Genomic DNA, 18,444 nt, shown 5'->3' on the forward strand with positions numbered 1-18,444 from the left:
AAGGTCGTGCGTCATGGTCGACCGCGAACCCGAACCCGTACGACGACCGGAGCCCTCACCCGACGATCCCTCCGACCCGGGGCGCGACGGCCTCGGCCGCGCCTCGTCCGAGGCCGACGGCCTCCGGGTCTTCGACGGTCCCGGTCACGACGTGCTCGACCCTGCGCGCAGCCGACGCCTCGGCGTCGTCACGTTCGTCCTGGCCGTCGTGCTACTCGCACTCGACGGTGTGGCCCTGGGACTCCTGGCCGCGGACGCCGTGAGCCCGGCCGCCGTCCTCGCGTTGGTCACCCTGTTGGCCTCCGTCGTCGTCGGGGTGATCGGTCTGATGGCCGCCGTCCTGCGCCGCGGCCGGTGGTGGGGGGTGGCCGCGGTGGTCCTCAGCTCGCTGTCGAACCCGTTCGTGCTCGTCTGGCTGATCGGGCGGTTCGTCTCGACGGTCTGACCCCGCCAGGCGGCGAGGTCGGACCCCGTCGCTAGGCTGGCGACATGGCTTCCGAGGTGTCCGACCTGTTCGATCCGACCGAGTGGCGGGGGGTCGAGGGGTTCGACGCCCTGACCGACGTCACCTACCACCACAGCCTCGACGGGCGGGTGGCCCGCGTGGCCTTCGACCGCCCCGAGGTGCGCAACGCGTTCCGGCCGCACACGGTCGACGAGCTCTACCGGGTGCTCGACGACGCCCGCATGAACAGCCGCATCGGGGTCGTCCTGCTGACCGGCAACGGTCCCAGCGCGAAGGACGGGGGCTGGGCGTTCTGCAGCGGTGGCGACCAGCGCATCCGCGGTCGTGACGGCTACAAAGCAGAGGGCGACCAGGCGAACGTGCCCGACCCGGCGTCGGCGGGGCGGCTGCACATCCTCGAGGTGCAGCGGCTCATCCGGTTCATGCCCAAGGTCGTCATCGCCGTGGTGCCCGGTTGGGCGGCCGGTGGCGGCCACTCGTTGCACGTCGTCTGCGACCTGACGATCGCCAGTCGCGAACACGGTCGGTTCAAGCAGACGGACGCCGACGTGGGGTCGTTCGACGCGGGCTACGGCAGCGCCTACTTCGCCAAGCAGATCGGGCAGAAGTTCGCTCGCGAGGTGTTCTTCCTGGCAGAGGAGTACAGCGCCGACCGTGCCCACGAGATGGGTGCCGTCAACCGGGTCGTGCCACACGTCGACCTCGAACGCGAGGCGCTCGCCATGGCGCGCACCATCCTGACGAAGTCGCCGACCGCCATCCGCATGCTCAAGTTCGCCTTCAACGCGACCGACGACGGCATCGTCGGTCAGCAGGTCTTCGCGGGCGAGGCGACCCGCCTCGCCTACGGCACCGACGAGGCCGTCGAAGGACGCGACTCGTTCCTCGAGAAGCGTGCTCCCGACTGGTCGCCCTTCCCCTGGCAGTACTGATGACGCGCACCCTGCGGGCGGTCGACGCACGTGAGCCCGGTGCGGTGCTCGACGCCCTCCGGGTCGCGCTCGAGGGGGGTCCCGCGGTGGCGCCCCGGGCGGACGACCGTGTGCCCGCCGACCTCCCGGGACTCGTGCCGCAGGCGGTGTCGCTGGTCGTCGAGACCAGCGGTTCGAGCGGACGCCCGAAGCGCGTTGCCCTGTCCTCCGACGCGGTGCTCGCCGGTGCCGCCGCGGCCGACGGTGCCCTGGCCGGGCCCGGGCAGTGGGTGCTCGCCTTGCCGGCCCACTACGTCGCGGGGCTGAACGTGCTCGTCCGCTCGATCGCCTCGGGCACCGAGCCGGCCCTGCTGACGCCCGGCCACTTCGACGTCGCCGACTTCGTCGCCGCCGCCGGTCGGCTCGAGCACCCCGTGCGGTACTCGTCGCTCGTCCCCGCGCAGCTCTCGACGGCGCTCGACGCCGCCGACGAGGACGCCGACGTGGCCGACGTGCTGCGCCGCTTCGACGCCCTCCTGGTGGGCGGGCAGGCGACTCCCGGCCCCCTCGTCGAACGGGCCCGTCGGCTCGGGGTGACCGTCGTGCGCACCTACGGGTCGAGCGAGACCAGTGGCGGGTGCGTGTACGACGGCGTGCCCGTGGGCCGCACCCGCGTCGAGGTCGTCGACGGCCAGGTCGAGCTGAGCGGGCCGTCGCTGGCCGAGGGGTACCTCGACGACCCCGAGCGCACGGCTGCGGCCTTCGTCATGCGCGACGGCCTGCGGTGGTACCGCACGGGCGACGCGGGAACGGTGTCGCCCGGCGGGGTGCTGACCGTGAGCGGCCGGCTCGACGACGTGATCGTCTCGGGTGGCGAGAAGGTGTCGCTCGGCGTCGTCGAGCGGGTCGTGCGCGAGCAGCCGGGGCTCGCCGACGCCGTGGTCGTCCGCGCGGCACACGCCCGGTGGGGCGAGGTGCCCGTCGTGGTCACCGACACCGCGCCTCCTGCGCCGTCGGCCGCCGACGACCTGGCGGCCCTGCGATCCGCGGTGGCCGCCGCCGCCGGTCGAGCCGCGGCACCCGATCGCATCGTCAGGGTCGACGCGGTGCCCGTGCTCGCGAGCGGCAAGCCAGACCGGGTGGCGCTGACCCGCCTGGTCGCCGGCCTCGCGGCAAGCTGATAGCCGGCTGCGAACTAGACTCGACCACGTGGCGAAGACGAAGACCTCGACCCCCAAGCGCAACGGCCGCCCCGGTGGCCGACCGGGCGGGCGGCCCGGCAAGCAGCCGGTCCGTCGCGTGACGGCCGGCGACTGGATCGGCGGTGCCCGCCTGCGCACCCTGCCGCTGGGCATCGCCCCGGTCGCCCTCGGCACCGGCGTCGCCCGGGCGAACGGTGGCTGGGACCTCACCCTGGCGCTTCTCTGCCTCGCCGTCGCGGTGTTCCTGCAGATCGGCGTCAACTACTCGAACGACTACTCGGACGGCATCCGCGGCACCGACGACTTCCGGGTGGGGCCCTCGCGACTGACCGGCTCGGGCAGCGTCCGTCCGAAGACCGTGCTGAAGGTGGCGCTGGCGTTCTTCGCCCTCGCGGCCGTCGCCGGTGTCGTCGTCGTCGTCATCACCCAGATCTGGTGGCTGCTCGCGGTCGGCGCCGCCGCGGTCGTGGCCGCCTGGTTCTACACCGGCGGCAAACGGCCCTACGGCTACAACGCCCTGGGCGAGCTCTTCGTCTTCGTGTTCTTCGGGCTCGTCGCGACCGTGGGCACGACCTTCGTACAGCTGCGCGAGTTCCCGTTCGACGCCTGGGTGGCGGGGGTCGCCGCCGGGCTGTTCGCCTGCGCGGTCCTGATGATCAACAACGTGCGCGACATCCCGCAAGACACCGCCGCCGGCAAGCGCACCCTCGCGGTCGTCGTCGGCGACCCGGTGGCGCGCGCCCTCTACGCGCTGTTCCTGCTGCTGCCGTTCTTCATCCTCGTGTACTTCGCGTTCCTGTACCTGCACGCGCCCTACGTCTACTTCACGCTCATCGTCGCGGTGCCCGCCGCGGTGATCGGCGTCACGGGCAAGACGCCCCGTGAGCTGATCCTCGCCCTGCAGCTGTCGTCGTTGACGGCCCTGGTCTGGGCTCTCGCCTTGTCGGCCGCGCTCTTCTTCTAGGGTCCGGCCCGGGCTCGCGGCCCGGGCTCGCGGCCCGGGCTCGCGGCCCGGGGGCGGTCAGGCCTGGCCGTCGATGCGGCGTGCGCGCTCGCCGTCGTCCTCGGCGATGGCCTCGTCCTCGGCGACGGAGTCGTCGTCGAGCTTGGCCGGGCGCGACCGGCGGTCGGCGAGGTCGAGCGCGACCTTCCGGCGCAGCGGCGCGAAGAACAGGTACGAGACGCAGAAGCCGACGACCGCCGCGATCAGCGTGGCCCAGAAGGGGTCGAACCTCAGCACCAGCAGCAGGCCCAGCACGACCGCGAACAGGCCGAGGCGGACGATCGAGTACTTGAGCCAGGGTTTCACGACGAGGAGTCTACGGTCCGTGAGGTGTGCGCCCGCCCCGCGGCGGACGGGCCGTGCGGCCGCGATCCGACGGGCCGAGGAGGCGCGGTGCGGCACCGCCTCGCGCCGTACGTCACAGCTCCGCAACGGCCGACCGACCATCAGGCGTTGCACCGGATCGAGAACTAGGCTCGGTCCATGGTCAGGCTCTTCATCGTGGGCATCGTCGCCGCGGCGGCATTCGTCATCTTCGCGCTCATCGACTGCCTGTTCGCCGACGCCTCACGGTTCCGGGCCCTCAACAAGCCCCTCTGGGCCGTCATCATCGTCCTCCTCCCCGTCATCGGCGCGGTGCTGTGGTTCGTGCTCGGGCGGGCGCGCAAGAGCGGCCGCCCCGCCGCGACGCGCACCATCGCACCCGACGACGACCCCGAGTTCTCGGGGACGTCCTGGCGCACGACGAGCGACCTCGACCGCGAGACGACCGACGAGCGCATCCGTCGCCTCGAGCAAGAGCTGCTCGACCTCGACAACGACGACAAGACCGGCAAGCAGTAAGTGACCAGTCCGTCGACCGAGTACGCCCTGTCGCTGCTCGCGTCCCTCGCCGACGCGGGTGTCCGCGACGTGGTGCTCAGCCCTGGGTCCCGAAGCCAGGCCCTGGCCCTTGCGGCCGCCGAGTTCGAGATCGCCGGTCGGTTGTCGGTCCACGTGCGCATCGACGAGCGTTCGGGCGGATTCCTGGCGTTGGGTCTCGCCGCCGAGACGGGCGTCCCGAGCGTCGTGATCACCACGTCGGGCACCGCCGTGGCGAACCTCCACCCCGCCGTGCTCGAGGCGCACCACTCGGGTGTGCCCATGATCGTCGTGAGCGCCGACCGTCCCTCCGAGATGCGCGGGATCGGCTCGAACCAGACGACGGTGCAACCGGGTCTCTTCGCGAGCGCCGTCGGGTGGGTGCGCGACGTCGAGGCTCCCCGCTCCGGTCCGGTCGACCACGAGGCCGTCCGCACGCTCGCGCGCGAGGCCGTCGCCGAGGCCCTCGGCGGCGACTCCCACGGTGCCCTCGGGCGTTCGCGCGGCCCGGTCCAGCTCAACGTCGCGTTCCGCGAGCCCCTGTCGTCGGGCGAGCAGTCGCTGCCCGCCGCCCACCCCGCGCCGGTCGAGGTCGCGCCGCTCGTGGCACCATCCGCGCTCGAGGTCGACGTCGACCCCGCGACCCTCGTCGTCGCCGGGCACGCCGCCGGCCCCGAGGCCGAGGCCGCTGCCCGGGCACTGGGTGCCCCGCTCGTGGCCGAGGTCTCGAGCGGGGCCCGTTTCGGGCCGCACCTCGTCTCGTCGTACCGTGCCCTGCTCGACGACGCCGACTTCGGCGGCCGCGTCCGTCGGGTGGTGGTCTTCGGGCACCCGACCCTCAGCCGTCAGATCCCCTCGCTGCTCACCCGTGGCGGGGTCGAGGTCGTGGTCGTCCGTGCGGCGGGGGCCGAAGCCTACGACCCGGGTCGCTCCGCGCGCGTGGTCGAGGCCGTCGAGGTGGACCGCGCCTCCTCGGGGGTCGGTTCGACCGACGACGCCGCTCATCGCACGTGGGTCGGGCGCTGGGTCCACACGGGTCGTCGCCTGCTCGAGGCCGAGGCCGAGGCCGAGGCCGAGGCCGAGGCCGAGTCCGAGGACGCGGCCGACGGTCCCGGGGCCGACGGGACGGCCGAGGGCTCGGCCGGTCGCACCGAGGCGGCCGAACAGGCCGAGTTCCTGCGTCGCGAGGTGCAGCTGCTGCGGCGGCCGGTGACGCGCCGCGCCCTCGCCGAGGCTCTGTGGCGCGTCAGCTGGCCACACGACCGCCTCGTGTTGGGTGCGTCGAGGCTCATCCGCGAACTCGACCAGATCGTGCCGGGCAAGAAGATCCCCGTGCACGCCAACCGTGGGCTGGCCGGCATCGACGGCACGATCGCCACGGCCACCGGCATCGCCCTCGCCAGCCAGCGTGACGACCCCGCAGCCGGCACCACCCGGGTGCTCGTCGGCGACCTGACCTTGCTGCACGACGTCGGTTCGATGCTCCTCGGCCTCGGCGAGACCAGGCCCCGGTTGCAGGTGGTCGTCGGCAACGACGGCGGCGGCACCATCTTCGACGGGCTCGAGGTCGCGGCCACCGCGTCGCCCGAGGCGATGACCCGTGTGCAGTTCACCCCTCACGAGGTCGACCTCTCGGCACTCGCCGTGGCCTACGGCTGGCAGTACGTCGAGGCGGCCACGCGGGCGGAGCTCGACCAGGCCCTCGTCGCCCGGTACGACGGGCCGGTTCTGATCGAGGTGCCCCTCTCCCGCTGAGCGTCCGCGCCACGCCAGGGCGGATCGGGTCGCTCGGTCGTAGGGTCGAGGGCATGGCCAAGACGTGGACGACCCCGCCCTCCCAGTCCCTCCGAGCCGGTGAGGGCTTCGTGCTCGCCGACGTCGACACCTCGTCCACCCCGGGCTTCGCGGGTGACAAGGCGTATGCACAGCAGGCGCTCGAGTCGGGTCGCGAGACCCTGAGCGAGCTCCAGGAGAAGATGTTCGCGCAGAGCCGGAGCGGGGGCAGCACCGGCAACGTGCTGTTGGTCCTGCAGGCGATGGACACCGCCGGCAAGGGCGGCATCGTCCGGCACGTCGTGGGCGCCGTCGACCCCCAGGGCGTCGCGCACCATGCCTTCAAGTCGCCGACGCCCGACGAGCTCGCGCACGACTTCCTGTGGCGGGTGCGGCGCGAGCTGCCCGGCCCCGGCATGATCGGGGTCTTCGACCGCTCGCACTACGAGGACGTGCTGATCGGCAAGGTGCGCCGCCTCGCGCCGCCCGAGGACATCGAACAGCGGTACGCCGACATCGTCGAGTTCGAGGACGAGCTCGTCGCGAACGGCACCACGCTGGTCAAGGTGATGCTGCACATCTCGTCCGACGAGCAGAAGGAACGCCTCGCGGACCGCCTCGACCGCCCCGACAAGCACTGGAAGTACAACCCCGGCGACCTCGAGGAGCGTCTCGTCTGGAACGACTACCAAGACGCCTACGAGACGGCCATCCGTCGCACGTCGACCGGGACCGCCCCGTGGTTCGTCGTGCCGGCCGATCGCAAGTGGTACGCCCGGGTCGCCGTCCAGAAGCTGCTGATCGACGCCCTCGCGTCGCGCGGGCTCGACTGGCCCGTCGCGCAGTTCGACGTCGAGCTCGAGAAGACGAAGCTCGCGACGTCGTAGCGGGGGACAGTCCGCTCGGGTCGGACGCGTCCGCTCAGGTGCCTCCGGCGATCGCCGGTCGTCGAACGGTACGGTTCGGGGTACGCGTGTTGCTCACGGGTCCCCCGGTCCCTGACAATGCCTCATGCTCGTCATCTCGCCCCTCCGTGGCGGTCCTACCGCGGTGGTCTTCTCCCTCGCTCTCGTCGTCGCCGTCGTCGCGTCCTGGCTCGTCGTCACCCCGGCCGGCGCCGCCCCGCTCGGCACGACGCCGATCGGGAGCATCACCGGTCGGGTCACGGCGCAGACGGCCGACGGTTCGATGGTGCCGTCGTCCGCCGGTCGGTTGACGGCCGTTTCACCCGGGACCACCCCGGACGAGGTTCCGGTCCCCTCGCTCGAGCGTCGGCCCGACGGGACCTTCGCGTTCACCGGAGTCACGCCGGGCCGGTGGTACGTCACGCTCGAAGCGCCGTATCCCGGTCCGTACCGTTATGGGTCCCCTCGATTCTGGGTGGACGTTCCCGCCGACGGGTCGGCGGCCTCGGTCGGCGATCTCCCGCTCCTCCTGTCCCAGCTCCTGTCGGGCCAGGTGTCGGCGGTCGTCGACGGGAGGACGGTGCCGCTGCCGTACGCCCGCGTGACGATCTGGTGGAAGAACCCCACCACCGGTGGTTACAAGGACGAGGGCTCCGAGTCCACGGCGAGCGAGGACGGTCGCTGGGAGTTCCCCCTCCTGCGCCCGGGCACCTATCGCCTGAGCTTCGGAGACGGGTCCTCGCAGTCATCGAGGGTCCACGACGACCTGTACTGGCCGGCGGGTCGGCGGTTCGCCGATGCCGAGGACATCGTCATCGGTCCCGGACAAAAGATCACCGGTCTCGACGTCGTCCTCACCGAACGGACCTTCACGACGACACGAGTGGCCGGGGACGACCGGTTCGGCACCGGAGCAGCGGTCCTGTCGTCGCCCTGGGGCTTTCCTTCCACGAACGGTTCCACGCCTCGGGTCCCCGTCCTCTACGTCGCGAACGGGCTGAACTTCCCGGACGCACTCAGCGCGGGCCCTGCGGCAGCCCACGAGGGCGGGGCCCTCGCGATGACCGACCGGGATGCCCTCCCCGCAGCCACCGTGGCGGTCATCGAGCGCCTCGCCCCCGAGCGCATCGTGGTCGTGGGTGGGCCGGCCGCGGTCTCCGCCCAGGTCTACGAGCAGCTGGCCTCGTGGCAACCGGCGATCACGAGGCTCGGTGGTGTGGACCGCTACGAGACCTCGCGCCTGGTGGCGCGTCACTCGTTCCTCGGCTCGTCGACCGGCGAGAGGATCTACCTCGCCACGGGTCAGGCGTTCCCGGATGCCCTGGCCGCAGGTCCTGCCGCTCATCGGGACGACGCCCCGGTCGTCCTCGTCCGAGGTGCTCAGTCGGCCGCCGACGCTCCGACGAGGGCCCTGATGGTCGAGCTGGGCAGGGCCCGGGCCATCCTCGTCGGCGGGACGGCGAGCATCTCCCGGGCGTACGAAGCCAGTCTCGTCGAGCAGGAGCCCTTTCTCGTCACCGAGCGTCGCGCCGGAGTCGATCGCTACGAGACGGCCGCCGCACTCGTCGGTGGTGACTCCGAGACGATCTTCGTGGCGAGCGGACGGGGATTCGCCGATGCGCTGGTCGCGGGTGCGGTCGCCGCCCGCGAAGGTGCCTCGCTCGTCCTGAGCGAGCGAGACTGTGTCCCGCCGGCGACGGAGCGAGCCGTGCTCGACGCCCGCGTCTTCGAGGTCGTCCTCGTCGGGGGACCGGCGGTGCTGGGGGCCGCCAACGAGGTCCCGCTGGCCGTCTGCGGTCGCTGACCGGACGTCAGGAGGCGCGGCTCCGCAACGCGTCGCCGGTCCCCTTGGGCAGCCGCAGCCCCTCGATCAGGCTGAGCAGGGCCAGCACGGCCAGCACGATCAACGCGGCCTGGTACCCGGACGCCGCGGGTGCCGGGCCGTCGGTCGAGATCGCGAGGTCGGCCACGCGGACGGCCAGCGCCGTCGCGGCGACGCCGAGCCCCACGGCGAGTTGGCTTGTGATGGACGCGATGGCGTTGGCGGGCCCGATCATCTCGGCCGGGACGTCGGCGAACTGCAGCGTGTTGTAGGCCGTGAAGCCGACGGACCGGAAGACGCCGCTGAGCAGCAGCACCCCCGCCACGACGACCGGCGAGGTGTCGGGGCCGACCAGCGCGGCCCCGACGAAGGTCGCCGCGAGGGCCACCGTCGCGACGACGATGATCGGCACCACGCGGAAGCGCTTCAGCAGCGGCGTCGTGAACGGTTTGACGGCCAGGTTGCCGACGAACACCCACATGAGCATGAGTCCCGCCTCGACCGGCGACCAGCCGAAACCGTCCTGCAGCAGCAGCGGGACGACGAAGGGGATGCCGTTCACGACGGCCCGGTAGAGCGATCCGCTGAGGTTCGTCACGCGGAACGACCCGATGCGGAAGGCCGTGAGGTCGAGCAACGGGTGCGCCGCACGACGGAACCACCGCACGGCCACGAGGCCGAGCACCACCGCCAGGACGGCCAGCAGCACGCCCGGCACGAGCGTCGTGGGCTCGCCGAGCAGCTCGAACGCCAGCACCAGTGCCACGATCGATCCCGCGACGAGCACCAGACCGACCAGGTCGAGAGGCTGACGGTCACCGACCTCGGGGGAGGGGACGACCCTCCAGGCGACCGCGAGCAGCGCGAGGCCGACCGGGACGTTGACCAGGAACACCCACTGCCAGCCGAGGTGCTCGGTGAGCAGTCCTCCGAGCAGCGGCGCGACGACCGGAGCCACGAGCGCGGGCCAGGTGAGGTAGGCGATCGCCCGGATCAGCTCGGACTTCTCGGTGCTGCGGAGGACGATCAGTCGGCCGATCGGCACCATCATGCTGCCCGCGAAGCCCTGCACGACCCGGGAGGTCGTGAGGGCGACCAGGTCGGTGCTCGCGGCACAGGCGACCGAGGCGAGGACGAAGAGCACGACGGCCGCGAGGAACACGCGGCGGGCGCCCCAGCGTTCGGCGAGCCAGGCGCCCAGCGGGATGAACGCCGCCACGGCGACGAGGTAGCCGGTCACGGCGAGTCCGAGCTGCGCGGGCTGGACGCCGAAGTCGGTCGCGATCGTGGCGGTCGCCGTCGACAGGATGGTGGCGTCGAGGTTCTCCATGAAGAACGCGGCCGCCACGACGAGGGCGACCGGACGCGACCACGTCGTCGCGGGGGCGGGCGCGGTCATCGGCTGAAGGCGTCGACCACGGGGCGGAACTTCATTGCCGTCTCGGCCACCTCCCTCTCGGGCACGGACTCGGCGACGACGCCGGCCCCCGCGAACGCCCGCACCGAGCCGTCCCGGTCGACCTGGGCACACCGGAGGGCGATGGCCCACTCGCCGTCGCCGTCGGCACCGACCCAGCCGACGGGCCCCGCGTAGCGACCACGGTCGAACGGTTCGAGTTCTCGGATCAGGGCCAGCGCCTCCTGCGTCGGGGTGCCGGCGACGGCCGCCGTCGGGTGCAGCGAGGCGATGAGGTCGAGCGAGCTCGACCCGTCGGTCAGGCGGCCCCGCACGTCGCTGGCCAGGTGCCAGAGGTTGGGGAGGCGCAGGGTGAAGGGCTGTTCGCCCGTCACGACGTCCCGGGCGTGCGGTCCGAGCGACAGCAACAGGCTGCGCAGGGCGAAGGCGTGTTCGTCGAGGTCCTTCGGAGACGTCGCCAGGGCGAGGGCGGCCTGCTCGTCGGTGGCCGCGTCGACGCCACGGGCCGCGCTTCCGGCGAGGACCCGGGCCGACACCTCGCCCCGTTCGGACTTGACGAGCGTCTCGGGGCTGGCCCCGATCAGTCCGTCGACGGCGAAGGCGTAGCAGTCGGGGTACGCGGTGAGCAGGGTGGCGGCGACGAGGCGCAGGTCGGCCTCGGGGGGCAACGTGCCCACGAGGTCGCGTGCGAGCACGACCTTGCTGACCCGACCGGCGCCGATGGCGTCGACGGCCCGGGCCACGGCCGTCGCGTAGCCGCCGGCGTCGAGGGCGCCGTCGGCCAGCGAGAGGCGGACGGAGGCGCCGACCGGCTTCCCCGCGGGCAGCTCGGCGTCGTCCACCCTCGTGATCCAGGCGACCCCGTCGCGCCGTCCGATGACGATGCTCGGGACGATCAGCACGCTCGTCTCGGCGGACTCGTCGTCGAACGCGAACGAGCCGAACGCGACCAACCCGGTACCGGGCACGCCGACCTCGTCGTGCACCGTGGCGGCGGCCGCCACGGCACGCCAGGCGTCGGCGGCCTCGGTCATGCGGTCGGGCCCGGAGAACTCGAGACGGAGGGCCTCGCCGACGCCCGCCATGCCCGCCCCGCCGCGGACGAAGACCAGCGGACGCGCCCGGTCGACGACGTCGAGCAACGGGCTGACGTGGTCGATTCGCGTGGTGCGGACGGCGAGTGACGGAGCGCGGGACGCGGGGGACTTCACTCGTCGACCCTACTCGGGACACCCCCAGTGCTTGACGGTAGGATCCACCATCGTGACCAAGGCCGACATGAACAAGCAACCCGACGAGGTCGCCTCGATGTTCGACGGCGTCGCGCGCCATTACGACCGCACGAACGACGTGCTCTCGGCGGGCAACGCCGTCCTGTGGCGCATCGCCACCGTGAAGGCGATCGGTGCCGGTCCGGCCGACAAGGTCCTCGACATCGCAGCCGGCACGGGCACCAGCTCGGCGGCCATAGCGCAGCGGGGTGCCGAGGTCGTCGCCCTCGACTTCTCGAAGGGCATGGTCGAGGTCGGCCGCGAACGCCACCCCGAGCTCGAGTTCGTCGAGGGCAACGCCGAGTCGCTGCCCTTCGACGACGACACGTTCGACGCCGTCACCATCTCGTTCGGGCTGCGCAACGTGAACCGGCCCAAGGTCGCGCTGGCCGAGATGAACCGCGTGCTCAAGCCCGGTGGCCGCCTCGTCGTCTGCGAGTTCTCCACTCCGCCGTTCGGTCTCCTGCGCGCCGCCTACCGGGCCTACCTCAAGTACGGCATGCCCCTCGTCGCCAAGGTCACCAGCAGCAACGGCCCGGCCTACTCGTACCTGGCCGAGTCCATCGAGCAGTGGCCGGAGCAGCAGGTCCTCAGCCAGTGGATCCGCGGCGCCGGGTTCACCCGCGTCGCCCACCGCGACCTCAGCTTCGGCATCGTCGCCCTGCACCGGGGTCGCAAGCCGGCGTCGGGCGCCGCGCGCTCCTCCTCGCGGTCGAAGCGGGCCACGTCGTGAACGCCGGCGCCCCTCCTGCGCAGCGCAACTCGCTGGGTCGTTCGCTCGGCCTCGGCGAGAAGCTGTTCGCCACGCCGACCGAGCGTCGTTTCGTGGCCGCGGTCGACGACGGGCTCGAGCTCGTCGAAGAGGGGTTGCTGCGCGAGATCGCCTTCGCCGACGACATCGCCGACGCCACGACGCGCTACCTCCTCGCGGCCGGCGGCAAGCGCGTCCGGCCGACGCTGACGCTGCTCATCGCCCAGCTGGGCGACGGCGCGACCCCCGGGATCGTCGCCTCGGCGCAGGCCACCGAGATCACCCACCTCGCCTCGCTCTACCACGACGACGTCATGGACGAGGCGCAGATGCGTCGCGGCGTCCCCAGTGCCCAGACGGTGTGGGGCAACAACGTCGCGATCCTCGCCGGCGACCTGCTGTTCGCCCGGGCCAGCACCATCGTGTCGGGGCTCGGCCAAGAGGCCATCCTGCTCCAGGCCGAGACCTTCGAACGGCTCTGCCTCGGTCAGCTCCACGAGACGGTCGGCCCACGAGAAGGCGACGACCCGATCGCCCACTACATCGACGTGCTCGCCGACAAGACGGGGTCGCTCATCTCGACCGCCGCTCGCGCCGGCGTCATGTTCAGCGGGGCACCGCGTGAGTACCTCGCCCCCGTCGCCGAGTTCGGTGAGAAGATCGGCATCGCCTTCCAGCTGATCGACGACGTCATCGACCTGTCCGACCAGCCCGCGGAGACCGGCAAGAAGGCCGGCACCGACCTGCGGGCCGGCGTCGTCACGCTCCCGGTGCTGTACCTGCGGCAGCTGGCGCAGGCCGACCTCGAGGCGTCGTCGCTGTTGTCCGAGATCGACCGCATCGTCGACGCCACGCGTGCCGCGGCCCACGGGTCGAGCGGTGAACCGAACCTCGAGGGCGGCACGTCGGCGTCGCTCGCCGACGCGACGGCCCACCTCGACGACGAGTTCGCCGACCTGGTCCGACGCGTCCGTCAGCACGAGGTCACCGAACGCACCCGGGTCGAGGCTCACCGGTGGGCCCGCGAGGCCCTCGACGCCCTGTCCCCGCTGCCCGACGGGCCCGTGAAGAAGGCGCTCACCCGCTTCGCCGACCGCGTGGTCGAGCGGTCCGCCTGACCGGCGCCGCGCCTCCTCGTCCGTCTCGTCCTCGAGCACCATCGTCCAACCGGCCGGCCCCGCCGAGCCACCCCAGATCTAGGGAGAACCCGTGACCACCTTGCGACTGGCCATCGTCGGCGCCGGACCGGCCGGCATCTACGCCGCCGACATCCTCGCGAAGGCCGAAAAGGCCTTCGACGTCTCGATCGACCTCTTCGAGCAGCTGCCGGCCCCCTACGGTCTCGTGCGCTACGGCGTCGCCCCCGACCACCCCCGCATCAAGGGCATCGTCAACGCGCTGCGCGACGTGCTCGACAGCGGCGACATCAGGGTCTTCGGCAACGTCCGCTACGGCGTCGACATCGGGCTCGACGACCTCCGCAAGCACTACAACGCCGTCATCTTCTCGACCGGTGCCATCAAGGACGCCGACCTCGACATCCCCGGCATCGACCTCGAGGGCAGCTACGGCGCGGCCGACTTCGTCAGCTGGTTCGACGGTCACCCCGACTTCCCCCGCACCTGGCCGCTCGACGCGACGTCGGTCGCCGTCGTCGGCGTCGGCAACGTCGCCCTGGACGTGTCCCGCATCCTGGCGAAGCACGCCGACGACCTGTTGCCCACCGAGATCCCCGACAACGTCTACGCGGGCCTCAAGCAGTCCTCGATCACCGACGTGCACGTCTTCGGACGCCGGGGCCCGGCCCAGGTCAAGTTCACGCCGCTCGAGCTGCGCGAGCTGGGCGAGGTGCGTGACGTCGACATGATCGTCTACGACGAGGACTTCGACCACGACGAGGCGTCCAAGACGGCCATCGCGACCAACAAGCAGGTGTTCGTCATCGACAAGGTGCTGAACCAGTGGCGCCAGCGCGAGGTGGGGACGGCGTCGCGTCGCCTGCACCTGCACTTCTACGCCAAGCCCGTCGAGGTCGTCGGCGACGCCGACGGTCGCGTCGCGGCCTTCCGGTACGAGCGCACCCGGCCCGACGGGCAGGGCGGCGTCGAGGGCACGGGGGAGCTCCGCGACGTGCCGATCCAGGCCATCTACCGCGCGGTCGGCTACTTCGGCTCCCCGCTCGACGGCATCCCGTTCGACGAGCGTCGTGGCGTGATCCCGAACCACGAGGGCCAGGTGATGGACGACGACAACCAGATCGTCCCCGGCGTCTACGCCACCGGCTGGATCAAGCGCGGCCCCGTCGGCCTCATCGGGCACACCAAGAGCGACGCGATGGAGACCGTCAAGCACCTCATCAACGACCAGGCCAGCTGGTGGCAGCCGGTCGACCCGTCCGACGAGGCCATCCCGGCCCTGCTCGAGCAGCGCGGCGTCGAGTACACCGACCTCGAGGGCTGGCACCGTCTCGACGGGCACGAGATCGCCCTCGGCGGGGCCCACGAGCACGAGCGTGCCCGGGTCAAGGTCGTGGAGCGTGACGAGATGGTGCGCGTCTCGCGCGCCGTCGAGACGGAGTCGACGCCCGCCTGACGTCCTCGGTCGCCCGTAGCGCGCCTCCTCGGCTCCCCTCGACGGCGGAACCGAGGAGGCGCGCGGTCGTCACCGACCTCGTCGGTCGTCGGTATGGTGGTCCCCATGGCAGACAGTTCCTTCGACGTGGTCAGCAAGGTCGACAAGATGGAGGCCGACAACGCCCTCCACCAGGCGCAGAAAGAGATCGAGCAGCGCTACGACTTCAAGGGTGTCGGTGCCTCGGTCGACTGGAGCGGCGAGAAGCTGCTGCTCAAGGCCGCCACCGAAGAACGCGTCAAGGCCGTGCTCGACGTGCTCGAGTCGAAGTTCATCAAGCGCAGCATCAGCCTCAAGCACCTCGACGTCGGCGAGCCCTTCGCCAGCGGCAAGGAGTACCGCATCGAGGCGTCCCTCAAGCAGGGCATCGAGCAGGACGCAGCGAAGAAGATCGGCAAGATCATCCGCGACGAGGGCCCGAAGAGCGTGAAGAGCCAGATCCAGGGCGACGAACTGCGCGTGCAGTCCAAGAGCCGTGACGATCTGCAGGCGACCATGGCGCTGTTGAAGAAGGCCGACCTCGACGTCGACCTGCAGTTCGTCAACTTCCGCTAGTCACCGCGGCTCACGACTCCGAGGTCCCGTCCATGGTCGAACCCGCCTGGGTGGCGCCGACGATCGCCGTTCTCGGCATCGTGCTCGACATCGCCATCCGGGTGTTCGCGATCGTCTACGTCCCGATCAACAGGCGGCCCCAGACGGCCACCGCGTGGTTGCTCGCGATCTTCCTGATCCCGTACGTCGGGTTCGTCCTCTTCTTGTTGATCGGCAGCACCAAGCTGCCCGCGCGTCGTCGTGAGAAGCAGACCGAGATCAACAAGTACATCATCGAGACGACCGAGGGCATGGAGCGCGTCAAGCGCGACCACCCGTGGCCGGCCTGGCTCGACTCGGTGGTCGAACTCAACCGCACGCTCGGTGCGATGCCGCTCGTCGGCGGCAACACCGGTGAGATGCACACCGACTACGACGAATCCATGGCCGCGATGGTCGAGGCCGTCGACGGGGCCCACCGCTACGTCCACGCCGAGTTCTACATCACGAGCCTCGACCGCACGACCGAGCCGTTCTTCCTGGCGCTCGAGAACGCCCGTCGACGGGGCGTCACGGTCCGTCTGCTCATGGACCACATCGCCAGCCGCGGGTACCCGGGGTACCGCAAGGCCCGACGCCGGTTGGACGCGATGGGCGTGGAGTGGCAGCTCATGCTGCCCGTGCTGCCGCTGCGGGGCAAGTACCAGCGGCCCGATCTGCGCAACCACCGCAAGCTCCTCGTCATCGACGGCCGGGTGGCCTTCACGGGCTCGCAGAACATGGTCGACAAGAGCTACCAGAAACGCAAGAACAAGCGCCGCGGCCTCGAGTGGAAGGATTTCATGGTCCGCTTCGAGGGCCCCATCGTCGCCGGCATCAACGCGCTGTTCGTCACCGACTGGTACAGCGAGACCGACGAGTTGCTGCTCCGCGAGACCGACCCCGTGCACACGGCCGACCGGCTCGAGACGATCGACTGTCAGGTGGTGCCGAGCGGGCCGGGCTTCGACGGCGAGAACAACCTGCGGTTGTTCAACTCGCTGCTCTACAGCGCGCAGGAGCGCATCATCATCACCAGCCCCTACTTCGTGCCCGACGAGTCGATGCTCTACGCCGTGACGACCGCGGCCCAGCGCGGGCTCGAGGTGCAGCTCTTCGTCAGCGAGATCGGCGACCAGCCGGTGGTCTACCACGCGCAGCGTTCCTACTACGAGGCACTGCTGCGGTCGGGGGTCCGCATCTTCCTGTACCGCTCGCCGACCGTCCTGCACGCCAAGCACTTCTCGATCGACGACGAGGTCGCGGTCATCGGCTCCAGCAACATGGACATGCGGTCGTTCAGCCTCAACCTCGAGATCTCGGTCATGGTGCGTGGACGCGAGTTCGTCGAACGGCTGCGCGAGGTCGAGCAGACCTACCGCGCCTCGAGCCGCGAACTGTTCCTCGACGACTGGCTCGCGCGGCCCTTCCGCTCGAAGGTCCTCGACAACGTCGCCCGCCTCACCTCCGCCGTCCAGTAGTCCACCTGTCCGAGCGGTCCATCGTGGGCCGGCGGCCCGCGCGGCGCGGCCCTGAGGGCGAGTGGTCGTGAGGGGGCTCCCGAGGCTGTATATTTGTCTGGCGCCTCCGGTCGGTGATCACACGGGCTGGGCGTGCATGGCAAGTTACCCAAGCGGCCAAAGGGATCTGACTGTAAATCAGCCGGCGTAGCCTTCGGGGGTTCGAATCCCTCACTTGCCACGGTTGCCCCTCAAGAACGGACTCGCTCGTCGAGTCCGTTCTTGCGTTACCGGGCCACCCACCCCACAGGAGGACCCGTGTCCGTCACCCCGACCCCCGCCGAGCTGCTCGAGATCGCCGTCGCCGTCGCGGGTGAGGCCGCCGAGCTCGCGGCCCTCCGCCGCTCCGAGGGGGTCGTCGTCGCCGACACCAAGAGCAGCGCCGTCGACGTCGTGACGCACACCGACCGAGAGGTCGAGACGTACGTCCGAGGCCGTCTGGCCGAGCTGCGTCCTGGGGACGGCTTCTTCGGAGAAGAGGGCGAACCCGACGACTCGACCACGGGACTCACCTGGGTCGTGGACCCCATCGACGGGACCGTCAACTTCCTCTACGGCATCCCGCAGTGGGCCGTGAGCATCGCCGTCGTCGAGGGCGGTCCCGACCCGCTCACCTGGCGCACCCTCGCCGCAGCGGTCGTCAACCCGACGTCGGGCGAGACCTTCACCGCGTCGGTCGGCGGTGGCGCGTGGCTGGACGGGCGTCGCCTCCAGGTGAACGCTCCGGCCTCCCTCGAGACGTCCCTGCTGGCCACCGGGTTCTCGTACGACGCCGCACGTCGGGTCGAGCACGCGGAGGCGCTGGTCCGGGTGGTGGGGCGCGTTCGCGACCTGAGGCGCCTGGGGGCGGCCTCGCTCGACCTCTGCGCCGTCGCCGCGGGACGGGTCGACGCCTACGTCGAGCGAGGACTCAAGCCGTGGGACCACGCGGCGGGCGCACTCGTGGCCGCCGAAGCAGGCGCCGTCGTCCGCGGGGAGCTCGGTCAGGCCCCCAGCGAGTCGCTGACCTTCGTCGCGGCCCCTGCCATCGCCCAGGACCTCGCCGCCCTGGTCGTCGAGGCAGGGATCTGACCGGAGCACCCAGCGCAAGATGTCAACATGAGTCGTTGTGCGTTGTCATATCGTAGATCAACGGTGAATATCGGCGACGACACCCGAATGCGGGTAGCCATTCGTTCATCGACCGGCTACCCTGGTGAGGTCGTTATTGATCCGTGATCATCGCGTGACGCACTCCGCCAGGGCTCCTTCCGAAGGTTCTGCGCAGCTCGCGCCACGATCACCAGTGACGGCCGTGAAGACGACGGTGCACCCACCGTCCGATCCCGATCACCCCGA

Annotated in this window: 17 protein-coding genes and 1 tRNA gene; 15 read left to right on the forward strand and 3 right to left on the reverse strand. The window is 71.2% G+C overall.

Annotated features, from left to right (window positions below):
* Positions 1 to 13 precede the first annotated feature (13 nt).
* Genes ARTHRO9V_RS05730 through ARTHRO9V_RS05745 form a run of 4 tightly spaced genes read left to right on the forward strand, consistent with a single transcriptional unit; the run spans position 14 to position 3,543 of the window.
* Positions 14 to 445 (forward strand): hypothetical protein, encoded by a 432-nt coding sequence (locus ARTHRO9V_RS05730; RefSeq protein ID WP_056046580.1) that lies wholly within the window; start codon positions 14 to 16, stop codon positions 443 to 445.
* Between the two features lie 44 nt (positions 446 to 489).
* The gene (locus ARTHRO9V_RS05735) at positions 490 to 1,398 is read left to right on the forward strand and encodes a 1,4-dihydroxy-2-naphthoyl-CoA synthase (RefSeq protein WP_056046577.1); all 909 of its coding nucleotides are present in this window, start codon (positions 490 to 492) and stop codon (positions 1,396 to 1,398) included.
* Positions 1,398 to 2,558: an AMP-binding protein gene (locus ARTHRO9V_RS05740; protein WP_159826066.1), complete on the forward strand. Its 1,161-nt coding sequence runs from the start codon at positions 1,398 to 1,400 to the stop codon at positions 2,556 to 2,558. The genes ARTHRO9V_RS05735 and ARTHRO9V_RS05740 overlap by 1 nt, the downstream gene beginning before the upstream one ends.
* A 28-nt stretch (positions 2,559 to 2,586) precedes the next feature.
* Positions 2,587 to 3,543 carry a 1,4-dihydroxy-2-naphthoate polyprenyltransferase gene (locus ARTHRO9V_RS05745; protein WP_159826068.1) on the forward strand — a complete coding sequence of 319 codons (957 nt, stop codon included), beginning with the start codon at positions 2,587 to 2,589 and terminating at the stop codon, positions 3,541 to 3,543.
* A gap of 57 nt (positions 3,544 to 3,600) precedes the next feature.
* Here ARTHRO9V_RS05745 and ARTHRO9V_RS05750 read toward each other — a convergent pair whose 3' ends face one another.
* Complete coding sequence (locus tag ARTHRO9V_RS05750) at positions 3,601 to 3,888, reverse strand: DUF4229 domain-containing protein (protein ID WP_056047790.1); 288 nt, start codon at positions 3,886 to 3,888, stop codon at positions 3,601 to 3,603.
* 177 nt (positions 3,889 to 4,065) lie between these two features.
* Here ARTHRO9V_RS05750 and ARTHRO9V_RS05755 point away from each other — a divergent pair, with 177 nt between their 5' ends.
* The 4 genes from ARTHRO9V_RS05755 (at position 4,066) to ARTHRO9V_RS05770 (ending at position 8,925) form a co-directional block, all read left to right on the forward strand.
* Complete coding sequence (locus tag ARTHRO9V_RS05755; protein ID WP_056046571.1) at positions 4,066 to 4,425, forward strand: PLD nuclease N-terminal domain-containing protein; 360 nt, start codon at positions 4,066 to 4,068, stop codon at positions 4,423 to 4,425.
* The gene (gene menD / locus ARTHRO9V_RS05760; protein ID WP_159826070.1) at positions 4,426 to 6,198 is read left to right on the forward strand and encodes a 2-succinyl-5-enolpyruvyl-6-hydroxy-3-cyclohexene-1-carboxylic-acid synthase; all 1,773 of its coding nucleotides are present in this window, start codon (positions 4,426 to 4,428) and stop codon (positions 6,196 to 6,198) included.
* A 53-nt stretch (positions 6,199 to 6,251) separates the two neighbouring features.
* Complete coding sequence (locus tag ARTHRO9V_RS05765) at positions 6,252 to 7,103, forward strand: PPK2 family polyphosphate kinase (RefSeq protein WP_056046567.1); 852 nt, start codon at positions 6,252 to 6,254, stop codon at positions 7,101 to 7,103.
* A gap of 124 nt (positions 7,104 to 7,227) precedes the next feature.
* Positions 7,228 to 8,925: a cell wall-binding repeat-containing protein gene (locus ARTHRO9V_RS05770; protein WP_159826072.1), complete on the forward strand. Its 1,698-nt coding sequence runs from the start codon at positions 7,228 to 7,230 to the stop codon at positions 8,923 to 8,925.
* A gap of 7 nt (positions 8,926 to 8,932) precedes the next feature.
* Here ARTHRO9V_RS05770 and ARTHRO9V_RS05775 read toward each other — a convergent pair whose 3' ends face one another.
* Together ARTHRO9V_RS05775 and ARTHRO9V_RS05780 are read right to left on the reverse strand one after the other, a co-directional pair.
* The gene (locus tag ARTHRO9V_RS05775) at positions 8,933 to 10,342 is read right to left on the reverse strand and encodes an MFS transporter (RefSeq protein ID WP_159826074.1); all 1,410 of its coding nucleotides are present in this window, start codon (positions 10,340 to 10,342) and stop codon (positions 8,933 to 8,935) included.
* Positions 10,339 to 11,571, reverse strand: coding sequence for an isochorismate synthase MenF (locus ARTHRO9V_RS05780; RefSeq protein WP_123570527.1), 1,233 nt, complete (start codon positions 11,569 to 11,571; stop codon positions 10,339 to 10,341). Before ARTHRO9V_RS05780 ends, ARTHRO9V_RS05775 begins: the two co-directional genes overlap by 4 nt.
* Positions 11,572 to 11,623: 52 nt before the next feature.
* On the opposite strand from ARTHRO9V_RS05780, the gene ubiE reads away from it, so the two are divergent.
* From ubiE to ARTHRO9V_RS05815, 7 genes are all read left to right on the forward strand, one after another.
* Positions 11,624 to 12,364, forward strand: coding sequence for a bifunctional demethylmenaquinone methyltransferase/2-methoxy-6-polyprenyl-1,4-benzoquinol methylase UbiE (gene ubiE / locus ARTHRO9V_RS05785; protein WP_233568365.1), 741 nt, complete (start codon positions 11,624 to 11,626; stop codon positions 12,362 to 12,364).
* Positions 12,361 to 13,500, forward strand: a complete 1,140-nt coding sequence (locus tag ARTHRO9V_RS05790) for a polyprenyl synthetase family protein (protein WP_056046562.1) — start codon at positions 12,361 to 12,363, stop codon at positions 13,498 to 13,500. The genes ubiE and ARTHRO9V_RS05790 overlap by 4 nt, the downstream gene beginning before the upstream one ends.
* 91 nt (positions 13,501 to 13,591) lie before the next feature.
* Positions 13,592 to 14,974: an FAD-dependent oxidoreductase gene (locus tag ARTHRO9V_RS05795; RefSeq protein ID WP_123570526.1), complete on the forward strand. Its 1,383-nt coding sequence runs from the start codon at positions 13,592 to 13,594 to the stop codon at positions 14,972 to 14,974.
* A 105-nt stretch (positions 14,975 to 15,079) separates the two neighbouring features.
* Positions 15,080 to 15,568, forward strand: a complete 489-nt coding sequence (locus tag ARTHRO9V_RS05800) for a YajQ family cyclic di-GMP-binding protein (RefSeq protein WP_056047782.1) — start codon at positions 15,080 to 15,082, stop codon at positions 15,566 to 15,568.
* 32 nt (positions 15,569 to 15,600) lie between these two features.
* On the forward strand, positions 15,601 to 17,067 hold the full coding sequence (cls, locus tag ARTHRO9V_RS05805) for a cardiolipin synthase (RefSeq protein WP_159826076.1): 1,467 nt from the start codon (positions 15,601 to 15,603) through the stop codon (positions 17,065 to 17,067).
* A gap of 138 nt (positions 17,068 to 17,205) precedes the next feature.
* A tRNA-Tyr gene (locus ARTHRO9V_RS05810) sits at positions 17,206 to 17,287 on the forward strand.
* 77 nt (positions 17,288 to 17,364) lie between these two features.
* A complete protein-coding gene (locus tag ARTHRO9V_RS05815; protein WP_159826078.1) occupies positions 17,365 to 18,177 on the forward strand; it encodes an inositol monophosphatase family protein in 813 nt (270 codons plus the stop codon).
* Positions 18,178 to 18,444 lie beyond the last annotated feature (267 nt).

This window comes from Frigoribacterium sp. 9N, assembly GCF_902506305.1.
Lineage (GTDB): Bacteria > Actinomycetota > Actinomycetes > Actinomycetales > Microbacteriaceae > Frigoribacterium.

Coding starts and splice junctions, on each gene's coding strand:
- ARTHRO9V_RS05735 (WP_056046577.1), top strand. CDS start 490: ATGGCTTCCGAGGTGTCCGACCTGTTCGATCCGACCGAGTGGCGGGGG.
- ARTHRO9V_RS05730 (WP_056046580.1), top strand. CDS start 14: ATGGTCGACCGCGAACCCGAACCCGTACGACGACCGGAGCCCTCACCC.
- ARTHRO9V_RS05800 (WP_056047782.1), top strand. CDS start 15,080: ATGGCAGACAGTTCCTTCGACGTGGTCAGCAAGGTCGACAAGATGGAG.
- ARTHRO9V_RS05770 (WP_159826072.1), top strand. CDS start 7,228: ATGCTCGTCATCTCGCCCCTCCGTGGCGGTCCTACCGCGGTGGTCTTC.
- ARTHRO9V_RS05775 (WP_159826074.1), bottom strand. CDS start 10,342: ATGACCGCGCCCGCCCCCGCGACGACGTGGTCGCGTCCGGTCGCCCTC.
- ARTHRO9V_RS05765 (WP_056046567.1), top strand. CDS start 6,252: ATGGCCAAGACGTGGACGACCCCGCCCTCCCAGTCCCTCCGAGCCGGT.
- cls (WP_159826076.1), top strand. CDS start 15,601: ATGGTCGAACCCGCCTGGGTGGCGCCGACGATCGCCGTTCTCGGCATC.
- ARTHRO9V_RS05740 (WP_159826066.1), top strand. CDS start 1,398: ATGACGCGCACCCTGCGGGCGGTCGACGCACGTGAGCCCGGTGCGGTG.
- ARTHRO9V_RS05755 (WP_056046571.1), top strand. CDS start 4,066: ATGGTCAGGCTCTTCATCGTGGGCATCGTCGCCGCGGCGGCATTCGTC.